Genomic DNA, 21,458 nt, shown 5'->3' with positions numbered 1-21,458 from the left:
ATGCTTCTAATCCATGGTTCGTTGGCGATTGGCGGGATTGAGACATTCTTCGTGCGCCTGGCAAAGGAGAGGGCTGCCCAGCATCTGCCCACCAGTATTCTCCTGTTGAGCCCTCCGTCTAAAAGTAATGCGGAACTGGTTGAGAAGGCGCGTCTTTACGCAAACGTCTATTTCCTGACCGACTGGATCAACCCTGTGCTGGGTCCCTTGACCCGCCGGGTGCCGTTTCACCTGTCCTCCATGCTTCCGTTGAACAGGAAAGCCGTGAAGGATGCATTTGCAACCGTTGACTCAGTCCATGTTTCCAACGGGTTCTGTGCGCACTTTGCATTTCGCCTGATGGCGCTGGCCAAGGTCAATGTGCCCATCAGCATGGGACTTTATCATTCGCTCGAGTACTGCTGGGGCGCCCCCCGTCTGCCGCACTACGAGCGATGCAATCGTCGGCTGTTTTCCCAGGTGCTGCAGCGCAACAACCTGCTGTTCTTCAATGAAGTGCTGGTGGATTTCTACCAACGCCAGTACCAGCAGAGTTTCGCCGACGTGAATGTGTTCCCGTTGGGTGTCATCGATTTGAACACCCGGCAGACTTACGAACGCGCACCCGTGCCTGAATTTGTGCTGGGCAGTGTGGGCAGGCTGGTGACGTTCAAGAGTTACAACTTCTGGATGCTGGATGTCGTCAAGGCACTGCGTGACCAGCAGATCCCCGCGAAATATGTCATCTATGGGGAAGGGCCGCAGAAAGAAGAGATGGCCAGCAAGATCGATGCATTGGGTATTCAGGAGTATGTCAGCCTGAAGGGTAATCTGGAGCACTCGAATTTTGTCCGCGAAGTGAGCCAGTTCGACGTCTTCGTAGGCTCCGGTACTGCCATCGTGGAAGCCGCGGGTGCGGGTGTTCCGTCCGTCATTGGCATTGAGAACCTCAACGAGCCCCTGACGTATGGCTTCTTCAGCGACATCCCCGGTTTCTCGTACAACGAAGATGGCCTGTACCCGAAACAGCAAGCCCTGCAACTGTTGCTCGACTACTACGCCTCGTCGCCCGAGCAAAAGCGTGAATTGAGCGCCCGGCAGGTCGAGAAGGCTGCGCTGTTTTCCATCCAGCAGTGCTCGAACAACTTCCGTGACCTGAAGTTGACACCACTCAGTGATGCCGAGATCCAGAAACGAGGCGGCTTTCTTTTCCGCCTGGCGTATGGCACCAGCTTCCTGATGTTTTCGATAGGGGTCAGGCTGAGCGGGAAAACCTTGAACGATGTTATCAGCACACCCGCCGGTGGCTGAGCAGTTAAATAGAGCAGGGATTTATTCAAGGTGAGATCTAACCTTATGTACCCACCGGTGACCTTTCAGACGATTGTTCATCATCATCGCTACAGGTGTCTGTTCCTGGCTTTCGTCTTCGCGGCCATCCTGGCAAGCCTGCCAGTGGACATGTTTATCGATCGCGATAACTACATCCTGTACGCCATTGACGCCGTGAACGTGTTCAAGTCGAACTTGAGCCAGGGCTGGCTCAGAAGCCTGACCAATGAACCGGTCTGGCTGGGCATCAACATACTGCTGGGAAATCTGGCCGACCCGAAGGGCGTCCTGCGGATCATCATCTTCATATCGTCGTTCGTGGTCGCTTACCTGACGTTGCAGACCGAGCCCCGTGCGCTGATTATCCTGGTGCTGTTCCTGTTGCTCCCGCAGATCCTCAAGAACCATGTGATCCACTTGAGACAGGGCGTCGCGGTGGCGGTGTTCCTGCTGGCGTGGTTCGGTGCAAGCAAGTCCACCCGGGTCGTGCTGTTGTGCCTGACACCGCTTATTCATGCCTCGTTCTTTTTCGTCATCTTTCTCTACGCATTGAACTGCTTTTTCGTCAGGTTCAACTTCTCCGCCGGGTTGCGGCTTCTCACTTACCTGATCGTCAGTTTGCTGCTGGCCGGTACGAGTCTCTGGCTGGCCTCGCAATTGGGCGCCAGGCAGGGTGATCAATACCAGTCCGCCGCGTTGGAAATCAGTGGCCTGGGCTTTGTGTTCTGGCTGGGCTTTTTCACGCTCTTTATCTTGCAGGGTCCCACTTTCCTGCGAGCCAACAGCTTTCAGGCGGGGCTCTTGCTGTTCTACCTGGTCAGCTACTTTGCGCTTCCGATCGGGGCGAGGATCTTTGAAAGCGGACTGATCCTCATCATGTTGGCTGCCCTGCAACTGACAGGCTGGCGCAAGCAGGCCTTCTATCTGATGTTTGCTTTCTACTTCTGCATGCAATGGTTGCCGAGACTGTTCTTGCCCGGGTTCGGCTGGGCGGTCTGAAAAAGAGCTGTGCATGCACGCTCTCTTGAATTCGGCCTTCTCGAGAGCAATGGCGATGTCACGTATGATGCCGGATGGACGTAAATGGAGTTGCAATGAATCGCCGTATTTTGTTTGTAGTCAATGACCCTGCTTTTTTCGTATCCCATCGCATGGCGATCGCGTTGAAAGTCAGTGCCATGGGCTGGGATACCCACGTGGCGACCATGCCGGGCGCCGCAGTCGAGGAGATAACGGCACAGGGTTTGAAACACCACCCCCTGCCTCTGGATCGAAGTGGTCGTAACCCGTTGAAGGAGCTGGTGCTGTTCTGGGCGATTTTGCGGCTGTTTCGCTCACTGAAACCGGATCTGGTCCACCTGGTGACGATCAAGCCTGTGATCTATGGCGGTATAGCGGCTCGAATTGCCCGCGTGCACTCGGTCGTCGTCGCGGTGTCGGGGCTGGGTTTCATCTTCATGGCCCAGGGCTTGAAAGCCCGCATCGTGCGGACACTGGTCACGACCCTGTACCGCATTGCACTGGGCAAGCGAAACCTGACCGCCATTTTCCAGAACACCGACGACCGCGACACGCTGATCGAGGCTGGCGCCCTGTCGGGTGAAAAGGCCTGCATCATTCGCGGTTCGGGGGTGGATCTGTCCCTCTACAAGGCCAGTGACGAGCCTGTGGGCGACCGTGTTGTCGTGGCCATGGCGGCCCGGCTGTTGAACGACAAAGGGGTAAGGGAGTTCGTGCGCGCCGCGCAAATTCTCCAGCAGCGCAATGTGCCCGTGCACTTTCGTCTGGTGGGCGACATCGACCCGGGCAACCCGACCTCGATTTCGGCGCAGGAGCTGGACGTCTGGCGTCAGGCCGGCACCGTGGAAGTGATGGGCTATCGCCGGGATATTGCCGGGATCTTTGCCGATTCGAACATTGTCGTGCTGCCGTCCTACCGCGAAGGCCTGCCCAAGGTACTGGTCGAAGCGGCTGCGTGCGCCCGGGCGGTGGTGACCACCGATGTCCCGGGATGTCGCGATGCCATCGAGCCCGGCACCACCGGGCTGCTGGTTCCCGTCCAGGACGCCGAGGCCCTGGCGGACGCCATCGAACGCCTGGTCAGGGATGCCGAACTGCGCGCCCGGCTGGCACGCAACGGCTGGGAGTTGGCGCAAAGAGAATTTGGCATCGACAAGATCGTCGATGCGCACCTGCACATCTACCAGCAGTTGGAGGCCCGAGCGTGAGCCAGGAACGTGATGGCAAGATCCTGATTACCGGCGCCAACGGTTTTGTAGGTGGGGCTTTGCTGCAGGCATTGCTCGAGCGCGGCAGTGGCGAACTGGTTGCCGCCGTTCGCCGTGCAGATGCCCATTTGCCCGATGACCCGCGTGTCAACAGGCTGGTGTTCTCGCTGGCCCCGGACTTTTCCTGGGCCCAAGGGTTGGCAGGGGTTTCGACCGTCATTCATGCGGCCGCCCGGGTTCACATGATGGACGACCAAAGCGCCGATCCGCTCAGCGAGTTCAGGAAGGTCAATGTGGCGGGCACCCTGACCCTGGCTCGCGAAGCTGCAGAAGCGGGTGTGAAACGCTTCATCTTTATCAGTTCGATCAAGGTGAACGGGGAGGGGACACCCCCATCCTCGGCGTATACCGCGAACGACACGCCGATGCCGGCAGACCCCTATGGCATCTCGAAACACGAGGCTGAACAGGGCTTGCTGGAACTGGCCGCTACCACCGGGATGGACGTCGTCATCATTCGCCCGCCTCTGGTCTACGGGCCGGGCGTGAGGGCCAACTTCCTGAGCATGATGCGCTGGCTCGACAAGGGCGTTCCCTTGCCGCTGGGAGCGATCCACAACCGACGCAGCCTGGTGGCGCTGGGCAACCTGGTGGATCTGGTGGTGACCTGTATCGAGCATCCTGCGGCTGCCAATCAGGTCTTCCTGGTCAGCGATGGAGAAGATCTGTCCACCAGCGATCTGCTGCGGCGGATGGCCCAGGCCCTTGGCCGGCCCGCGCGCCTGTTGCCGGTACCAGAAAGCCTGTTGCGCGCCGGTGCCGGGTTACTGGGCAAACAGGCCTTTTCACAACGACTCTTCGGGTCGTTACAAGTTGATATCAGCAAGACTCGCTCCCTGCTGGGATGGGAGCCTCCGTTGGCGGTGAATGATGCATTGAAGCTCGCCGCCAGGCATTTTCAGGAACATCAAGACAAATGATCTATTGGTTACTGTTTCCCCTCGTGGCCGTCGTTTCGCTGCTGCTGACCTGGCAACTGCGTCGCTATGCCCTGGCCCGCAGCATCATCGATATCCCCAACGCGCGCAGCTCGCACACCATCCCCACGCCACGCGGTGGCGGGGTGGCGATCGTCGTCTCGTTCATCGCGTCGCTGCCACTGCTGTACGGGGCAGGTCTGGCCACAGCCAGCCAGGTCATTGCCATCGGCGGGGCAGGGGCACTGATCGCCGTGATCGGTTTCATGGATGACCACGGTCACATCGCCGCAAGATGGCGCCTGCTGGGGCATTTCGCGGCTGCTGTCTGGGCGTTGTTCTGGATGGGCGGGTTGCCGACCGTGATTCTGTTCGGGGTGAGCATCGAGCCGGGCTGGATCGGCCTGGTGCTCGCCGCCTTCTATCTGGTCTGGATGCTCAACCTGTACAACTTCATGGACGGTATCGACGGGATCGCCAGCGTCGAGGCGATCTGTGCGTGCCTGGGCGCGATTCTGATCTACTGCTTCAGTGGCGCCGCCGATCTGATCTGGCTGCCACTGGTGCTGGCCATGGCAGTGGCTGGCTTCCTGTACTGGAACTTTCCGCCTGCACGTATCTTCATGGGCGACGCCGGCAGCGGGTTCCTCGGTATCGCACTGGGCATCATCGCGCTTCAGGCAGCATGGTCCTCCACGCAGCTGTTCTGGGCCTGGTTGATCCTGCTGGGCGTGTTCATCGTTGACGCGACCTTCACCCTGGGCCGTCGCCTGCTGCGTGGAGACAAGGTCTACGAGGCTCACCGCAGCCACGCCTATCAATACGCATCGCGCAAGGTCGGCAGGCACTTGCCGGTGACGCTTGCAGTTGCCGCGATCAACCTCTTCTGGCTGCTGCCGGTGGCATGCTGCGTGGCGCTGCTGGGCCTGGATGGCATCGTCGGGCTGGTCCTGGCGTACGTGCCGCTGGTTCTGCTGGCGGTCAAATACCACGCCGGCGAACTCGAGAAGGCGGCGTAGACAGGCCATTGGCCATGGGGACCCGGGCCAGCCAGGCACGGGTTCCGCTCATCGACAACTGGCGGTTTTCCTTGCGATCCGCGCAGCTATGACGTTATCTGAAACGATTGCCCCTGGTGGTTGCCAGACTTTGTAACACTTTGTGTGATCGGTACGATCGGACATGTGTACAGCGCTATCTTGGCAGGGTGAATGTTCAGCAACTAACAATAATCAAGCTCGCGTGATTGCAAGGACGGTGACATGACGAAAGCTAGTGCGACTACCCCCACCCATGAACAGGAAATCAAGACCGGCGAACGATTCGAGTTTGGCGAAAACTGGACCCGTTTCCTGAAGTTGCTCGATGAATCAAGAATCCAGCAGGCCGTCGACAGCCTCAAGCAGATGTTGGGTGTCGATGATCTGACCGGGAAGCGATTCCTCGATATTGGCAGTGGCAGTGGCCTGTTTTCCCTCGCGGCACGGCGCCTGGGCGCAAAAGTGGTTTCCTTCGACTATGACCCCAAATCGGTCGCGTGCGCAGTAGAACTGCGCAGACGCTATTTTCCTGCCGACCGCGATTGGGACGTGCAGACAGGTTCGGTGCTTGATCGTCAGTATCTGGCAGGCCTGGGGACTTTCGATATCGTCTACTCGTGGGGTGTGCTGCACCATACGGGCAAGATGTGGGAAGCCCTGGCCAATGTCGACGCCAATGTGGCGGAGCAGGGGAAGTTGTTCATAGCCCTGTACAACGACCAGTCATTCGTCAGCCGGTACTGGACCTTCGTCAAGAGGACCTACAACAAGTATTCCTTCACCCGCCCGCTCTTCGTTTTCATCCACGGCCTGTATCCAACACTCCCCAGCATACTTCTGAAGGTATTGAAGAACAGGACCTATCCTCGGGGAATGAACGTCTGGTATGACCTTTACGACTGGTTGGGCGGTTATCCGTTTGAAGTCTCCAGCCCTGGGCAGATCTTCGACTTCTATAAAAACCGGGGCTATGAGTTGCGCACACTGAAAACAGTGGGCGGCAAGATGGGCTGCAACGAATACGTGTTTCAAAAGAATCGCGCAATAACCTCTCCCCAATAAAAAAGCCGCCGGGAAGTTCCGGCGGCTTTCTTTCAGGTCTGGGGCTGCTGATGTGCGGCAGCCCCTGTTCTGCGTGTCCCGGTCCGTCTCAGACCAGCGCTGGTCTGAGCCGTGGCCGTTCTTTCATTCGCCAGAGCCAATACCATCCGAGTGCCGAGAACGAGTACATGACTGGCATCATGAATACCCGCTGGCGCGTACTCCATTCGCCAAAGAACACGATGTAGGCTACGGCGATAATGCCCAGGAGCGCGACCAGCATCAGGGTTTTCAGGTTTCTCCTGGCCATGATGATCAACCCCAGCAGCGTGCCCGGTAGCGCGATGACCCAGGTCGTCGCTGCCAGCATGTAGAGCTCGAGCTGGTTGTTGCCGGCCAGGCCGTGGGTGAGGGCGACCCATGGGTACGGCGCAAGCAGCGTGCGAACAACGGCCCGCGCCAGTGCGCTGACGGGTTGGTCATGCAGGTAGGAACGCCAGCCGATCACCGAGCCGTCCGCCCCTTCCTCGTTCGCCGTGGCGGTCAAGGTAGTGGTCTGGCCCTGAAGGGTGGTGGCCTGTGCCTTGAGGGTGGTCGTTACGGTGGTGGTCAGCGAAAACGAGGCCGTTTCGGTCGGCTTGCTTGCGCTTGGGGCAGCAGGCGGCGTGGTCTTTGCCGGAGGGGCGGCAGTCAGTACCTGCTCTACCTGGGCGGGAGTGGCCTTCGCTGGAAGCGGCGCGGTGGCCACGGTCGCCGGTTGGGTCAGCTTCTGCTCGAATGGCACGTAGTAGAGCACGCCCCATATCATGACTGCCGCCATTGACGCCGAAACGAAGGCCGCTGCCGTTGCCCTGGGCTTCTTCACGACAAAATAGAGCGCCAGCACGCAGAAGACCATGCAGAAGGAGATGAACGCGACGTACTTGACCGCAGCCAGAAAGCCCAGCGAGACAGCAAGGATACTGGCGAACTTGAGGGTCGGCTTGTTGCACAGTTGGCAGGCGCTGATGATGACCACCATGCACAGCAGCGTGGCCAGGGTGTCTTTCAGCAACCAGGCACTGTTCAGTGCGATGGACGGCTCAAGGGCGACCAGCAGTGCTGCAAAGTGGCACACCTTCGGTGGCCCGCCCAGTTCACGGGTAATGATATAGGCAGCGGCCGGGAAGGCGCCTGTCAGTATGGAGTTGGCGATGATTGCCGAGGCAAGGCTGTTGCCTGCCAGCGTCCACAGGCCAAGCAGGCCCGAGAATATCCACTCGTGGCTGCCGAACACGCCCGCGTAGGGAATCTGGTCAGTGGGTAGCCAGACGGGATGCCCGCCGTGTGTCCACATGTTGAGCAGTCCCGCCAGCTCGTACACATTCGCGTCGACGGACTGGCCCGTCCAGTGAAGAAACAGTGCCTGGGCGTGGTGTTGATAGATGAGCGAGTCCAGAGGGGTGTCCAGCCACTGCGGGGTCATCTGGATCAGCAGGCTCTTGCAGACCCCCAACGAAATGCCGATCAGCGTCCAGCAGGCAACCGTTTTCCGGATCTCTTTGTCGGCCAGCATCTTCATTGAAAACACCAGCACCACGACGACTACAGCCAGGCTCAAAAACGTTGAATTCATTGTCTTCCGTTGATATTCGTGGGGCAGAAATTAGTGTCGAGAGCGCGTTCACCCAGGCCAGATTCACTGCGGGGCGCACTGTGCAGACTGCCATGTCTGATTTTTCGCGTTTGCTGACCCCGTGTCGGTGGCAGATTGTAGGAGATGTGGTTCGTGAACTCCAGAAACAAGTTGTTGTCCCTTGCAATCGGGTTTTTCGCAGACCTGCTCTAATCCCCGAATATGCTGGGCGAAGAGGCGATTTGATGAGGTAATGATGCGCCTCGAAAGATGGCGGGTGACATGTTCTGTGCGTGGCCTGCGACCGGTGATCCGCTGTTGAGGGCCTCGGCAATGTGGCTGATATTTTCACTTGGCACCTGAGCGTTAATATGTTTCCTTGAAGATGGAACGCTTCTCAAGGGTCCATGCTTGTGGCAGTATGGGCGCGCAGTCTGCGCTAAGTCTTTAATTAAAAGGCGCATTTTTACTCTTCTATTGGCTTGTTTTTGTTTTAGTTGCGGTTCTTTAAATGAAGCAGCAGTTGATTGCAGTGGTGGTATTGACGGCCTGTTCTCAGTTGGCCGCTTTTTTCAAGTTGTGGTTTACTGCGGGCGTCTTCGGTGTTGGTAGTGAACTGGACGGTTATAACCTGGCGCTGGTCGCCCCGACTTTTCTGTCGGGCGTTCTGTCTGGCGTGCTTCAGGTAGGTTTTTTCCCGGTCCGGGCACGCTTGCATGCCGCCGGGGATGCCGCCGCCACCATGGCATTCGAACGTGCGGTGTTCTGGTGCTGCGGATTGATCGGAGTGCTTGTTGCACTTGCGATTGCACTGGGCAGCCCGTTGTTGGCTCATTATTTTGTGCCTGATAATCAATTGGCGGTTCGCGATACTTTCTTGTTTGTATTGCCGTTAGTTGCTTTTCTGATTCCGCTGAACATGGCCGGTGACAGTGCCGGTTATATGCTCGCCATGCGTGACCGGTTCGGCTACGCGGCGGGGGCGCCCATCGTCAACGGTATAATCGGCGGATTGTTGCTGTTTGCCTTTCCTGAACTTGGAATGGTCAGCATGGTATTGGGCACGCTGATCGGTTTGTTGGCGCAGTTTCTGATCTGCATCTATGGCCTGCACCTGAGCGCATTTTCGTTTTTTGGCCGGTTGCCGACCCGCAGCAGTTTTCTGGAATCGGGCAAGTCCATGTTGACCCTGGGCGGGTGGATTCTTCCCGGGATTTTCTTTTCCAATATCGTCGCCTCGATACCGCCAGTGTGGGCTGCATCATATGGCGAAGGTGTGGTTTCGGCGTTCGGATATGCCTACCGGTTGCACATGTCGGTGGTTCAGCTTTTGATCATGTCGAGTTCGACCCTGATTCTTGCGCGATTTTCGACACTGGTTTCACAGAATGACCAGGCGGGCATCAAGATTCTGGTGAAGCAGGCGACATTAATGTCGATCGTGCTGGGCGTGATATGCCCGCTCTGCGTGCTGTTCCTCGGCGAGCCGGTTCTTGCGTTGCTGTTCAGCGGGCGTTTTGACGCTGCCGCAGCGCATCAGGTGACGCGTCTGTGGTTCTGGCTCACGATCGGAATCGGCCTGATCATCTTGAGCAATGTGTTTGGCAAGCTTTGGCAGGCGCAGGCGCGGCCCAAGCTGATGTCGATGATGTCGGCGTTCAGTTTGCTGGGTGTGTACGGCTCATATTTCATCTTTCGGCAATTTCTGGATGAAAGGTCAGTGGCCCTTGCGCTGCTGGGAAGCCCTGCAGCGGTCATTTTCGTCGGCTTCTGGCTTCTCAATCCGTTGAAACGGGCAAAGTCTGAAAGAACGTCTTGATGTGTGCCGGTTTCTCGAAAACAATCTGAGTTTTTTGGTGGCGTGGTCGTACGCTTTTTCACTTTAGTGGTTTTTGGTCCCCAGAGCGTAATATGAAATTGCTTTATGTCATCGGTTCCATGGAGGTTGGAGGCGCAGAGCAACACTTGCTGCGCGTCTCCAGTGAGCTACGCCAGAGAGGCTTCAAGCCGGCGGTGTTCGCGATAACGACTGGAGGACCTCTCACCCAAGCCTTTGTCGAGGCGAACGTTCCCGTACACGGCATCAAGCTGCCTGCCTGGATCAGGAGAATCCTGCCGAGCGAGCGAGCGCGAGTGCGCGTCGAGCTGGTGTATGCATCCTTTGCCCTGTGGTGCCTGTACTGGCGGATGCGCCCTCAGGTCGTCCATTTCTTTCTTCCCGCAGCGTATATCGTGGGCGGCATCACCTCGCTGGCTGCACCTCGCGCACGCCGTATCATGAGCCGCCGGAGCCTGAATCATTACCAGGCCAAGCATCTGACCCTGTCACGCCTGGAGCACTGGCTTCATACCAAGATGGACGCTGTTTGCGGCAACTCCAAGGCGGTAGTGCGTGATCTCGAGGGAGAGGGTGTCAGGTCGGAGCAGTTGCGACTGATCTACAACGGCCTGAACCTGCAGCGTTTTGCGCGCACCCGTACCCGTTCCCAAGTCAGGGCCGAGCTGGGTATTGCGGACGGTGCCCTGGTGTTCACCATCGTCGCCAACCTGATTCCCTACAAGGGTCATTCCGACCTGATCGAGGCGTTTGGCATGATCCGTCAGGCGCTGCCACAGGACTGGCACTGCCTGTTCATTGGCAGGGACGACGGCATCGGTGCATCGCTCAAGCAGCAGGCCGAATCGCTGGGCATCGGCGAGCGCATCCATCTCCTGGGATCCAGAAAAGACGTGCCGGATCTTCTCAATGCTGCGGACATCGGTATCCTCGCCTCCCACGAAGAAGGTTTTTCCAACGCGATCCTCGAGGGGATGGCTGCCCGGCTTCCCATGGTGGTTACCGATGTCGGCGGAAATGCCGAGGCGGTCCTGCACGAAGTCACCGGGCTGGTAGTGCCTGCGCGTGCTCCCCGCGAGCTTTCGCAAGCGTTGCTTGCCGTTGCCAGCAATCCAGAACGGAATCTCATGGGAGAGGCCGGGTTCCACAGGATCGAGACCGTGTTTTCCATGGAAGCCTGCCTGCAAGGTTATGCTGACCTGTACGTCGCTCCTGCGATCCCCGAGATTTCCCTTAAAAAAATCAAGTGACCTAATTACCTATGTGCGGAATCGCTGGACAGTTGAAATGGCCCGGGCAGGCGACGCAAGCGTCGCTGCACGACGAATGTTTGCGGATGGCCGATGCCATTCTTCATCGCGGCCCGGACGATCATGGTGTCTGGGTCAGCCCTGACGTCAGCGTGGGTCTTGCCCACCGTCGCCTGGCGATCGTCGACCTTTCCCCGGCCGGCCACCAGCCGATGCTGGCGGATTCGGGGCGGTACACCATGGTGTTCAACGGTGAGATCTACAATCACCTGGACCTGCGCCGCCAGCTCGATGAAACGGGCAGGGTGCATGCATGGCGCGGTCACTCCGACACCGAGACGCTGCTGGCTGCGTTCGATGCCTGGGGCATCGAGCAGACCCTGAAACAGTGTATCGGCATGTTCGCCATTGCCCTGTGGGATCTTCAGGAGCAGACGCTGATTCTCGCCCGTGATCGCCTGGGCGAGAAGCCGCTGTACTACGGCTGGCAAGGGCAGGGCGAGCAGGCGGTGTTCATGTTCGGTTCGGAATTGAAGGCCCTGCGCGCGCACCCTTCGTTCAGCCCGTCCATCGATCGCAACGCCCTGGCGCTGTACTTCCGGCACAACTACATCCCTGCGCCGCATTCGATCTACCAGGGCATCAGCAAGCTGCAGCCAGGCTGCATCCTGCGTGTGTCGGTCAAGCAGCCAGAGCCTGTCATCCAGGAATACTGGTCGGTGCTTCAGGTGGTGCAAGACGGTTCCGCCTCGCGCCAGCAGGAGCGCGACCCCGTTCAGGCGGTCGACGAGCTTGAAACGCTGCTCAAGTCGGCTGTTTCGCAACAAATGATGGCGGACGTTCCCCTGGGCGCGTTCCTGTCGGGCGGCATTGACTCCTCCACCATCGTGGCGCTGATGCAGGCGCAGTCGAGCCGGCCGGTGAAAACCTTCACCATCGGTTTCCACGAAAAGGGCTATAACGAAGCCGAACATGCCAAGGCCGTGGCCGCCCACCTGGGCACCGACCACACCGAGCTGTACGTGACTTCGCAGCAGGCGCTCTCGGTAATTCCGTCGCTGCCGGGCATCTACGACGAGCCGTTTTCCGACTCTTCGCAGATTCCGACCTTCCTGGTTTCCCAACTGGCGCGCCAGCACGTCACCGTGTCCCTGTCGGGCGATGCCGGGGACGAGCTGTTCAGCGGATACACCCGTTACACCGCCGGTGCCAGTGCCTGGAGCAAGATCGAGCGTCTGCCTGTGGCCCTGCGCAAGCCGCTGGCCAGTGCCATCACGTCGATCTCGCCGGATACCTGGTCGAAACTTGCCGGCTGGCTGCCATCGCCGATCTTCCGCAACCGCTTCGGCGACAAGGTGCACAAGGGCGCTGGCGTGCTGGCAAGCACCTCGATCAACCAGTATTACCACGCGCTGGTGTCGCACTGGTCCGACCCTGCACAGGTGGTGATTGGCGGCCAGGAGCCGACCACCTGGCTGACCGGAAACGTCCCGCAGATCGACGCCCTGGACCCGATCGAGCGCATGATGGTCCTGGACCTGCTGACCTACCTGCCCGATGACATCCTCACCAAGGTGGATCGTGCCTCGATGGCGGTGACGCTCGAGTCCCGCGTGCCGATGCTCGACCATCGTGTGGTGGAGTTCGCCTGGCAGTTGCCGCAGTCGCTCAAGCAGCGTGACGGCGTGGGCAAGTGGGCCTTGCGCCAGGTGCTGTACCGGCACGTGCCGCAGTCCCTCATCGACCGTCCGAAGATGGGCTTCGGCGTACCGATCGACGCCTGGCTGCGTGGCCCGCTCAAAGACTGGGCCGAGGCGTTGCTGGACGAGGGGCGCTTGCGCAGGGAAGGCTATCTGCACCCTGAGCCGATCCGGCAGAAATGGGCCGAGCACCTGAGCGGTAGCCGCAACTGGGCCTACCACCTGTGGGATGTCCTGATGTTCCAGGCCTGGCTGGAAGAAAACCCGGTCTGATCCGTTCTGCGCCATTCTGGCGCGGATGCACCTGCCGTCTCGAATCCAGCCCCGTCGTGCTGGATTCGAGGCGTGCAGGCCCCTTCGCTACACCTTCCTCACGCTTTTCCCGCCGTTCGTCACTTGCTGCGCAATGCACGCAAAGGGCCGGGTTTGAGCACTCGAGCACATTTGACACCCCTGCAAACACATTCAGCCAGGCACTGCCTTGCCAGCGCCGCAGGTGCGGCTATCGTTCTTGCCGTACAGGGCAGGTGTGGGGGTGGCCGAGATAAATGTCGTGGTATTGATAACAAATCCGCTTTTTCGGTGCCTAAGGGTCGCCTCACGCTGTTATGCACGAGGGTAGCGTGCAGTCCGTTCAGAGGGCTGCTTCATACTAAACAGAGGAGCCTTCGGGCTGTTTCGTCGCATAGGTCTTACACATGAAACCCGACTATCCCGTAATTCAGACCCGTTGTTTCAAAGCCTACGATATTCGCGGGCAGGTCCCAACCGATCTGGACGCCGACATCGCCTATCGTATCGGGCGCGCCATGGTGGCGCAGTTGGGCGCGAAAACTATCGTCGTCGGCAGGGACATGCGTCTTGAAAGCCCTGGCCTGGCCCAGGCTCTGATGAATGGCATCCAGGAAGCAGGCGCGGATGTGATCGACATCGGCCTTTGCGGAACCGAAGAAGTGTATTTTGCCACCAGCCATTACAAGGCTGATGGCGGGGTGATGGTGACCGCCAGCCACAACCCCAAAGGCTACAACGGCATGAAACTGGTGCAGCGCGAATCCCGTCCCATCAGCGGCGACAGCGGCCTGGACGCGATCCGCCAGCGTGTCGATGCCGGTGATTTCGGCCAGGCTTCAGCCACGCCAGGCAGAGTCAGACAGGCGCCAGACAAGTCCGCCTACATCGCTCACTTGCTGACCTACATCGAAGGCGCGCAACTGCGCCCGCTGAAGATTCTCGCCGACCCGGGCAACGGTGCAGTCGGCCCGGCACTTGAAGCGATCAAGGGCAAGCTGCCCTTTGAATGGGTGATCATCAACGCCGAGCCTGACGGCAACTTCCCCAATGGCGTGCCCAACCCGCTGCTGCCGGAAAACCGCACCATCACCCGCGAAGCGTTGCTCAAGCACGGCTGCGACATTGGCCTGGCCTGGGACGGGGACTTCGATCGCTGCTTCTTCTTCGACGAGCGCGGGCGTTTCGTCGAAGGCTACTACCTGGTAGGGCTGCTGGCGGAAATGTTGCTCAAGCAACATCCGGGTTCCAAGATCATCCATGACCCGCGCCTGACCTGGAACACCATCGATCAGGTCCAGCTTGCCGGCGGCACGCCAGTGCTGTGCAAAACCGGTCACGCGTTCATCAAGGAGCGGATGCGCAAGGAAGACGCCGTGTACGGCGGCGAAATGAGCGCACACCACTATTTCCGCGATTTTGCCTACTGCGACAGCGGGATGATTCCGTGGTTGCTAGTCACGGCGCTGATGTCGGTGTCGGGCAAGCGCTTTTCCGAGCTGGTCGATGAGCGCATGGAAGCCTACCCGTGCAGCGGCGAGATCAACTACAAGGTGTCGGACGTCAAGGGGATCCTGGCCAAGGTGCTGGAGCATTATTCGGCCTTGAGCACGAACGTCGACAAAACCGATGGTATCAGCGTTGAATTTGCCGAGTGGCGGTTCAACCTGCGTGGCTCCAATACCGAGCCGCTGTTGCGTCTGAACGTGGAAAGTCGCCGTGACATGCCGCTGGTCGAGGCCAAGGTAAAGGAAATCGAAGCGCTGTTGAACGCCGGGTAACGCCCGGCCCATCACGGCCACCGGACCTGAACGTCAGGTGGCCGTCAGGGTTTTTTTCTGTTTCCCACGACATCTGTCCGGCAATCGCGAGGTGAATTTCTCGCGGTTTTCCAGTGTATGGCTTATTCTTGCCCAGAATTTTGTCGTAGACACTGCAGTTACCCTCATTTGCCGGCCTCAGTGCGGCAGCAAAGTATTGGGGCTCCGGGAAGCAGTGCCGTCTCACCGTTGAACCACGGTGAGCACAGCTTCAGGTGATGCCTGATGTCGGTGTGATCATTTTCTGATCGTTGTCACTCGCCAAGCTGTCGCGATTTGCGCGCATGATGTCCGCGTCGTCGGGCAGCCATGGAGCCGTCGTGGGGCACGAGGATGGCTGTAGTCAGCGCTGAGGCGATTTTTCCGCCTTTGTGGGGACCCTTGCATGGCAGGGATACATTCCCGGTATTTGCGGGTCGATAGGAGATAGAACATTTGTTCGAGGGAAGCATGGATAAAGTACGCGCTTTGCTGCTCGCGTTGCCACGTCGCAAGAAACGCATCATTCAGGTCATCACAGACATCTTTCTAGTCTGGTTCTCGCTGTGGATGGCGTTCGTGGTTCGTCTCGGCATCGACGAGATGATCAACCCGTTTGAAGTGCATACCTGGCTTTTCCTCTGCGCCCCCGTCGTGGCCATTCCCTTCTTCGTTCGTTTCGGCATGTACCGTGCGGTCATGCGCTACTTCGGCAACGATGCCCTGGTGGCGATCATCAAGGCCGTCAGCCTGTCTGCATTGAGCCTGGGCATGGTGGTGTACCTCTACAGCAACCACCAGCATGTGGTGCCGCGCTCGCTGATGTTCAACTACTGGTGGCTCAGCCTGGTCATGATCGGTGGCCTGCGGCTGGCCATGCGCCAATATTTCCTGGGTGACTGGTTCTCGGCTGCGCAGCACGTGCCGTTCACCAGTCGCGACAATGGCCTGCCAAGGGTTGCGATCTACGGCGCAGGCGCTGCCGGCAACCAGTTGGCCACGGCACTGCGCATGGGCCGGGCGATGCGTCCGGTCGCGTTCATCGACGACGATTCCTCGATCTCCAACCGGGTCATATCCGGCTTGCAGGTCTACAAGCCCAAGCACATCCAGCAGATGATCGACGTGACGGGGGCGCAGGAAATTCTCCTGGCCATCCCTTCGTCGGCCCGGGCACGGCGCCGGGAAATCCTGGGCTTCCTCGAAGGTTTTCCGCTGCATGTGCGCAGCGTTCCGAATTTCTCCGACCTGGCCACTGGTCGGGTCAAGGTCGATGACCTGCAGGAAGTCGATATCGCCGACCTGCTCGGCCGGGACTCTGTGCCCGCCCAGGAGGGCCTGCTGGAGCACTGCATCAAGGGCCAGGTCGTACTGGTGACCGGTGCGGGCGGCTCCATCGGCTCGGAGCTGTGCCGGCAGATTCTCTCCCTGCGCCCCAGCACCTTGCTGCTGGTCGATCACGGCGAGTTCAACCTGTACTCGATCCTGTCCGAGCTTGAGCAGCGGGTGAATGCCGAATCCCTGCGGGTGAATGTGCTGCCCATCCTTGGCTCGGTGCGCAACCACGAGAAGCTGCTGGACGTCATGAAGACCTGGAAGGTCGACACCGTCTACCACGCCGCCGCCTACAAGCATGTGCCAATGGTCGAGCACAACATTGCCGAAGGTGTGATCAATAACGTCATTGGCACGCTGAATACGGCGCAGGCTGCGTTGCAGGCCGGTGTGGCCAACTTCGTGCTGATTTCCACCGACAAGGCCGTGCGGCCCACCAACGTGATGGGCAGCACCAAGCGCCTGGCCGAGATGATCCTGCAGGCCCTGAGCCGCGAAGTGGCACCGGTGATGTTCGGTGACCGCTCCCGGGTTCACCAGGTCAACAAGACACGCTTCATCATGGTCCGCTTCGGCAACGTGCTGGGGTCATCGGGCTCGGTCATTCCGCTGTTCCACAAGCAGATCAAGTCAGGTGGCCCGGTAACGGTCACCCATCCGCGCATCACCCGGTACTTCATGACGATTCCGGAAGCGGCCCAATTGGTGATCCAGGCGGGCTCCATGGGGCAGGGCGGCGATGTGTTCGTGCTCGACATGGGTGAGCCGGTCAAGATCATCGAGCTGGCGGAGAAGATGGTGCACCTGTCGGGCCTGAGCGTTCGGTCCGAAAAGAACCCTCACGGCGACATCGCCATCGAGTTCACCGGGCTGCGGCCGGGTGAAAAGTTATACGAGGAGTTGCTGATCGGCGATAACGTTGTTGCCACCAGCCACCCGATGATCATGAGTGCCCACGAAGACTTCCTGCCCTGGGAAGGCTTCAAGCTGGTGCTCTCGGACCTGCTCAAGGCCGTGGAAGAGGACGACTACGACCGGGTCCGGCAGATTCTGCGGGACACCGTGAGTGGCTACGCACCGGAAGGCGAAATCGTCGACTGGATACACCAGCAGCGCCGCCAGGAGCCCTGATCCGGATCCCTGATGCGTTGCCCCGGCCTCCCGTTGCGGGGGGACATATCCGGTGACGCATCATCGCGGGTGAGTTCATGAGATTGGTCTAGGTTAGGGAAGCAGCTCAGGAAAGCTGCTCCCTAATCAACGATGTCATGGAGTATTACTCATGCGCATGTCCTACCTTTCTTCCCTCGTCCTCGCCGTGGTCGCCAGCTTCTCGATGGCTGCCAACGCACAAACCCCAGCCGCGACAGCCAGCCCGGCGCCCGCCACGACGATGGCCGCACCCGCAGCGCAGTCGGGCAAAGTCAACATCAACACCGCTTCAGCGGACGTCCTGCACAAGGAACTGTCCGGCATTGGCGCAGGCAAGGCAGCGGCGATCGTCGCCTATCGTGATGAAAACGGTGCGTTTGCGTCGGTCGACGAGTTGATTGAGGTCAAGGGCATCGGCAAGGCGCTGGTCGACAGGAACCGGGAAAAGCTGGCGCTTGACTGAGCCGCGGACGCAGCAGAAGACCGATCGATGATCGGTCTTTTTTTTCCAGTGACAGTTGGGGGATGAGGTTGCAGTCATCGCCCGGGCTTGACACTTCAAATGACAAAAATCATATAATCTTGAAAATTACGGTCGTAATATACCTCGATTGCTACGCTCAACGCCCATGGACACAGACTCATGGGCAATCGCAGGCACGACGTTACACATCTGGCGCTTGAATCTGCGCCTTTCCATGCAATGAAGGTTTAAAGGGTGAAGCCATGAACGCACGTCGCATCGTAGTCACGGGGATGGGGCTGGTGACGCCTTTGGGTACGGGAGTCGAGGCCGTCTGGCAGCGGCTGCTCGAAGGGCGCTCCGGTATCGTCCGGCTGCCTGAGGAAACAGTGGCTGATCTGCCGGCCAAGGTCGGCGGGCCAGTGCCGACGCTGGCCGAGGATGCCGAAGCCGGGTTCGACGCTGACGCCGCAGCGCCGCCCAAAGAGCAGAAGAAGATGGACCGTTTCATCCTGTTTGCCCTCGGTGCGGCCCAGCAGGCGGTGGCGCAGGCGGGCTGGGCACCCTCCACTGATGAGGAGCGCGAGCGCACGGCGACGATCATCGGTTCCGGGGTGGGCGGTTTCGTCTCGATTGCCGATGCGGTACGCACCACCGACTCTCGTGGGCCACGCCGGCTTTCGCCGTTTACCATTCCATCGTTTCTGGTCAATCTGGCGGCCGGGCACGTTTCTATTCAGCATGGTTTCCAGGGACCGCTTGGCGCGCCAGTGACCGCTTGCGCCGCAGGTGTGCAGGCCATCGGCGATGCGGCGCGGATGATCCTCGCCGGTGAGGCGGACATCGCCATATGCGGCGGGGCCGAGGCCTGCATCGACCGAGTGTCGCTGGGTGGATTCGCGGCGGCGCGGGCGCTCTCCAGTGGCTTCAACGACACGCCAGAGCGCGCTTCGCGGCCGTTCGATCAGGACCGCGACGGCTTCGTGATGGGTGAGGGTGCCGGCATCATGGTCATCGAGTCTCTTGAGCATGCGCTGGCGCGAGGTGCCAAGCCAATTGTCGAACTGGTGGGTTATGGCACCAGCGCCGACGCCTATCACCTGACCGCCGGCCCCGAGGACGGCAGCGGCGCACGTCGGGCCATGCAGGCGGCCATTCGCCAGGCCGGCATCAAGCCGTCCGACATTGCGCATCTGAACGCCCACGCCACTTCAACGCCGGTGGGTGACAAGGGCGAGATGGCGGCGATCAAGACAGTGTTCGGCGATCAGGGCGGGGTGGCGGTGACGTCGACCAAGTCAGCGACCGGGCACCTGCTGGGTGCGGCGGGTGGCATCGAGGCGATTTTCACCGCGCTGGCGATTCGGGATCAGATTGCGCCGATGACGTTGAACCTGGAGAAGCCGGATGAGGCGGCAGCGGGCATCGATATCGTCCACGGCAAGGCGCGTCCGATGAAGATCGAGTATGCGCTGTCCAACGGCTTCGGCTTTGGCGGCGTCAATGCGAGCGTGTTGTTCCGCCGCTTCGAAGCCTGATTGAAACGCCATGCCCCTGCCTGTGGCGGCAGGGGCATTTCACCTCATGCCTGAGGGATCTGCAGCTTGAGCTGCTCGCGGGTGGTCTTGAGGATGCGCTCGGCCAGTTGCGGGTCTTTGGCGCTACGGGCCAGGACCAGGGCGCCGACCAGGCTGGACATCATCATCACGGCCTTGTCGCTGTTCTCGGAGCCCTCGGGCATGCCGGCCTGAAGTGCCGCGAGCATGCTGTTGATCAGCTCGTCGGTGATTTCGCTCGGCTGGCCGCGCTGGCCGAGTTCCGAGGACATGGTCGGCAACGGGCAGCCGTTCTCCGGCTCCAGACGATGAGCCGGGGCCAGGTACATATCAATGAACGCCTCGGCCGAGGTGTCATTGCCCAGCTTTTCAGCGCGCGATGCCTGCAAACTGTCCACCGCGCAACGCAGGGCCTTTTCGACCAGATCATCCTTGGATTTGAAGTGGGCGTAAAAGCCACCGTGGGTCAGCCCCAATGCCTTCATCAGCGGCTGCAAACCGGTCGCGCCGATACCGTCACGACGAAACCGCGCGCCCGCCTCGACAAGGATGCGCTGATGGGTTTGGGCTTTATGATCTTCGGCGTAACGCATTGAAAGGAGCCTCCCGACTATGGCTCTTGAAATGTTGATCGACATTCTTACATGGATGAACAGCCGGCGCAGTATCCACGGTTCGGGAGGGGGCGACCATTGGTCAGAAGGTCACAGGGGTATTACAGACATCTGCGTCGCCTGACAGGGCCCTATCGCGAGCAAGCTCACTCCTACAGGACTGTGCATTTCAAATAATCGGTGGACCGCTGTAGGAGCGCGCTTGCCCGCGATGACGGTGGTACATCCGCCACATCGCTATCGCCTGACATGGCCCCGTAGCGGGCAAGCGCGCTCCTGCGGGGTGTGGCAAATAATCGATGCGCCGCTGTAGGAGCGCGCTTGCCCGCGACGACGGTGGTACATCCGCCACACCTCTATTGCCTGGCAGGGCCCTGTCGCGGGCAAGCGCGCTCCTACGGATGGATGCGAGGCGAGGGAATGCTGCAATCCTGTAGGAGTGAGCTTGCTCGCGATGAGGCCGGTACACCCTGCACAGCTCTCGGGCTTATTTAGGCCCCATCATCTTCGCCAGCACGTCAGGCCGCGGTGCGCCTTGTTGCTGTTGCAGGTGGCCATTGGCATCCTTGTAGAAAATCGACGGTGTCGCCGACAGGCCCATGTCGTCCATCAGCTTCATGTTCGCATCGAGCTTGGCCTGGATGTCTTTGGGGATGGTGTCCATGGCCTTGAGCGTGCTGCTCTTGCCCGCCTGTTCGTGCTTCTGCAGGGCCAGTTCAGGGTTGGCATCAGCCAGCAGGGTGGCGGCCTTGGCGGCGCTGTCTTCGCGGATCACTCCGACCATGATGTGACGCAACTGCACCTTGCCGGACTTGACCCAGGGCCGCGCCTGTTCCCAGAAGATGTTGCAGTACGGGCAGTTGGCGTCGCTGAACAGGTAGATGACCTTGGGCGCGGTCTTGGCGCCGTCGGCGATCCAGGTGCTGTTTTCCATCTGGTTCCACATCTCTTTGGTCATGGGCTCGTAGACCAGCTTCTGCAGCGGCGCCTCGCTCAAATCTTCGCCTTTCTCGTCAAACAGATTGCCCGCCAGTACGTGCTTGCCATCGGCGGTCAGGTACAGCGCCATGGCTTGTTTCTGGTATTCGGCGGCGTAACCCTTGAGCCCACCGGGCGCATCGAAGCTGCCCTTGATCGTGGCACCCTTGGCTTCCAGCGCCTTGATCGGCGCGGGCAGTTCTTCGGCCTGCAACAGGGCGGTCTGGAAGGTGAGCAGGCTGGCGACGGCCAAGGTGGAAATCCGCATGTA

General features: G+C 59.8%; 16 protein-coding genes. 13 read left to right on the top strand and 3 right to left on the bottom strand.

What is annotated here, in order from left to right:
* The 6 genes from NPS29_RS09950 (at window position 1) to NPS29_RS09925 (ending at window position 6,618) form a co-directional block, all read left to right on the top strand.
* Entirely contained in the window at window positions 1-1,290 is a 1,290-nt protein-coding gene (locus NPS29_RS09950; RefSeq protein ID WP_274132307.1) for a glycosyltransferase family 4 protein, read from the top strand.
* 45 nt (window positions 1,291-1,335) lie between these two features.
* The gene (locus NPS29_RS09945) at window positions 1,336-2,310 is read left to right on the top strand and encodes a hypothetical protein (RefSeq protein WP_274132305.1); all 975 of its coding nucleotides are present in this window, start codon (window positions 1,336-1,338) and stop codon (window positions 2,308-2,310) included.
* A 95-nt stretch (window positions 2,311-2,405) separates the two neighbouring features.
* A complete protein-coding gene (locus NPS29_RS09940) occupies window positions 2,406-3,539 on the top strand; it encodes a glycosyltransferase family 4 protein (protein ID WP_274132304.1) in 1,134 nt (377 codons plus the stop codon).
* Window positions 3,536-4,519: a UDP-glucose 4-epimerase family protein gene (locus tag NPS29_RS09935; RefSeq protein ID WP_274132302.1), complete on the top strand. Its 984-nt coding sequence runs from the start codon at window positions 3,536-3,538 to the stop codon at window positions 4,517-4,519. Before NPS29_RS09940 ends, NPS29_RS09935 begins: the two co-directional genes overlap by 4 nt.
* Window positions 4,516-5,535, top strand: coding sequence for an MraY family glycosyltransferase (locus NPS29_RS09930; RefSeq protein WP_274132300.1), 1,020 nt, complete (start codon window positions 4,516-4,518; stop codon window positions 5,533-5,535). The genes NPS29_RS09935 and NPS29_RS09930 overlap by 4 nt, the downstream gene beginning before the upstream one ends.
* 243 nt (window positions 5,536-5,778) lie before the next feature.
* Window positions 5,779-6,618 carry a class I SAM-dependent methyltransferase gene (locus NPS29_RS09925; protein WP_274132297.1) on the top strand — a complete coding sequence of 280 codons (840 nt, stop codon included), beginning with the start codon at window positions 5,779-5,781 and terminating at the stop codon, window positions 6,616-6,618.
* Window positions 6,619-6,706: 88 nt separating this feature from the next.
* Here NPS29_RS09925 and NPS29_RS09920 read toward each other — a convergent pair whose 3' ends face one another.
* Window positions 6,707-8,212 (bottom strand): hypothetical protein, encoded by a 1,506-nt coding sequence (locus tag NPS29_RS09920; protein WP_274132296.1) that lies wholly within the window; start codon window positions 8,210-8,212, stop codon window positions 6,707-6,709.
* Window positions 8,213-8,723: 511 nt separating this feature from the next.
* On the opposite strand from NPS29_RS09920, the gene NPS29_RS09915 reads away from it, so the two are divergent.
* The 7 genes from NPS29_RS09915 (at window position 8,724) to fabF (ending at window position 19,577) form a co-directional block, all read left to right on the top strand.
* Complete coding sequence (locus NPS29_RS09915; protein WP_274132295.1) at window positions 8,724-10,031, top strand: lipid II flippase MurJ; 1,308 nt, start codon at window positions 8,724-8,726, stop codon at window positions 10,029-10,031.
* A 92-nt stretch (window positions 10,032-10,123) separates the two neighbouring features.
* The gene (locus NPS29_RS09910) at window positions 10,124-11,299 is read left to right on the top strand and encodes a glycosyltransferase (RefSeq protein ID WP_274132294.1); all 1,176 of its coding nucleotides are present in this window, start codon (window positions 10,124-10,126) and stop codon (window positions 11,297-11,299) included.
* Between the two features lie 11 nt (window positions 11,300-11,310).
* Complete coding sequence (asnB, locus tag NPS29_RS09905; protein WP_274132293.1) at window positions 11,311-13,272, top strand: asparagine synthase (glutamine-hydrolyzing); 1,962 nt, start codon at window positions 11,311-11,313, stop codon at window positions 13,270-13,272.
* A gap of 425 nt (window positions 13,273-13,697) precedes the next feature.
* Window positions 13,698-15,071 (top strand): phosphomannomutase, encoded by a 1,374-nt coding sequence (locus tag NPS29_RS09900; RefSeq protein WP_274132292.1) that lies wholly within the window; start codon window positions 13,698-13,700, stop codon window positions 15,069-15,071.
* Window positions 15,072-15,560: 489 nt separating this feature from the next.
* Entirely contained in the window at window positions 15,561-17,555 is a 1,995-nt protein-coding gene (locus tag NPS29_RS09895) for a polysaccharide biosynthesis protein (protein WP_274132291.1), read from the top strand.
* A 151-nt stretch (window positions 17,556-17,706) separates the two neighbouring features.
* Complete coding sequence (locus NPS29_RS09890; RefSeq protein WP_274132290.1) at window positions 17,707-18,039, top strand: ComEA family DNA-binding protein; 333 nt, start codon at window positions 17,707-17,709, stop codon at window positions 18,037-18,039.
* A 263-nt stretch (window positions 18,040-18,302) separates the two neighbouring features.
* The gene (gene fabF / locus NPS29_RS09885; RefSeq protein WP_274132288.1) at window positions 18,303-19,577 is read left to right on the top strand and encodes a beta-ketoacyl-ACP synthase II; all 1,275 of its coding nucleotides are present in this window, start codon (window positions 18,303-18,305) and stop codon (window positions 19,575-19,577) included.
* 44 nt (window positions 19,578-19,621) lie between these two features.
* On the opposite strand, the gene NPS29_RS09880 is transcribed toward fabF, so the two are convergent.
* Together NPS29_RS09880 and dsbG are read right to left on the bottom strand one after the other, a co-directional pair.
* Complete coding sequence (locus NPS29_RS09880; protein WP_274132286.1) at window positions 19,622-20,188, bottom strand: TetR/AcrR family transcriptional regulator; 567 nt, start codon at window positions 20,186-20,188, stop codon at window positions 19,622-19,624.
* A gap of 508 nt (window positions 20,189-20,696) precedes the next feature.
* Window positions 20,697-21,455, bottom strand: coding sequence for a thiol:disulfide interchange protein DsbG (gene dsbG / locus NPS29_RS09875; RefSeq protein ID WP_425312481.1), 759 nt, complete (start codon window positions 21,453-21,455; stop codon window positions 20,697-20,699).
* Window positions 21,456-21,458: the final 3 nt, after the last annotated feature.

This window comes from Pseudomonas putida, assembly GCF_028682175.1.
Taxonomy (GTDB): Bacteria; Pseudomonadota; Gammaproteobacteria; order Pseudomonadales; family Pseudomonadaceae; genus Aquipseudomonas; species Aquipseudomonas putida_AD.
This window is presented reverse-complemented; position numbering and strand designations above follow the sequence as displayed.

Bases quoted from the DNA above. Each gene is read 5' to 3' on its own strand.
- NPS29_RS09940 (WP_274132304.1), top strand. From the start codon at position 2,406: ATGAATCGCCGTATTTTGTTTGTAGTCAATGACCCTGCTTTTTTCGTA.
- dsbG (WP_425312481.1), bottom strand. From the start codon at position 21,455: ATGCGGATTTCCACCTTGGCCGTCGCCAGCCTGCTCACCTTCCAGACC.
- asnB (WP_274132293.1), top strand. From the start codon at position 11,311: ATGTGCGGAATCGCTGGACAGTTGAAATGGCCCGGGCAGGCGACGCAA.
- NPS29_RS09900 (WP_274132292.1), top strand. From the start codon at position 13,698: ATGAAACCCGACTATCCCGTAATTCAGACCCGTTGTTTCAAAGCCTAC.
- NPS29_RS09890 (WP_274132290.1), top strand. From the start codon at position 17,707: ATGCGCATGTCCTACCTTTCTTCCCTCGTCCTCGCCGTGGTCGCCAGC.
- NPS29_RS09950 (WP_274132307.1), top strand. From the start codon at position 1: ATGCTTCTAATCCATGGTTCGTTGGCGATTGGCGGGATTGAGACATTC.
- NPS29_RS09915 (WP_274132295.1), top strand. From the start codon at position 8,724: ATGAAGCAGCAGTTGATTGCAGTGGTGGTATTGACGGCCTGTTCTCAG.
- fabF (WP_274132288.1), top strand. From the start codon at position 18,303: ATGAACGCACGTCGCATCGTAGTCACGGGGATGGGGCTGGTGACGCCT.
- NPS29_RS09895 (WP_274132291.1), top strand. From the start codon at position 15,561: ATGGATAAAGTACGCGCTTTGCTGCTCGCGTTGCCACGTCGCAAGAAA.
- NPS29_RS09945 (WP_274132305.1), top strand. From the start codon at position 1,336: ATGTACCCACCGGTGACCTTTCAGACGATTGTTCATCATCATCGCTAC.
- NPS29_RS09925 (WP_274132297.1), top strand. From the start codon at position 5,779: ATGACGAAAGCTAGTGCGACTACCCCCACCCATGAACAGGAAATCAAG.
- NPS29_RS09880 (WP_274132286.1), bottom strand. From the start codon at position 20,188: ATGCGTTACGCCGAAGATCATAAAGCCCAAACCCATCAGCGCATCCTT.
- NPS29_RS09910 (WP_274132294.1), top strand. From the start codon at position 10,124: ATGAAATTGCTTTATGTCATCGGTTCCATGGAGGTTGGAGGCGCAGAG.
- NPS29_RS09920 (WP_274132296.1), bottom strand. From the start codon at position 8,212: ATGAATTCAACGTTTTTGAGCCTGGCTGTAGTCGTCGTGGTGCTGGTG.
- NPS29_RS09930 (WP_274132300.1), top strand. From the start codon at position 4,516: ATGATCTATTGGTTACTGTTTCCCCTCGTGGCCGTCGTTTCGCTGCTG.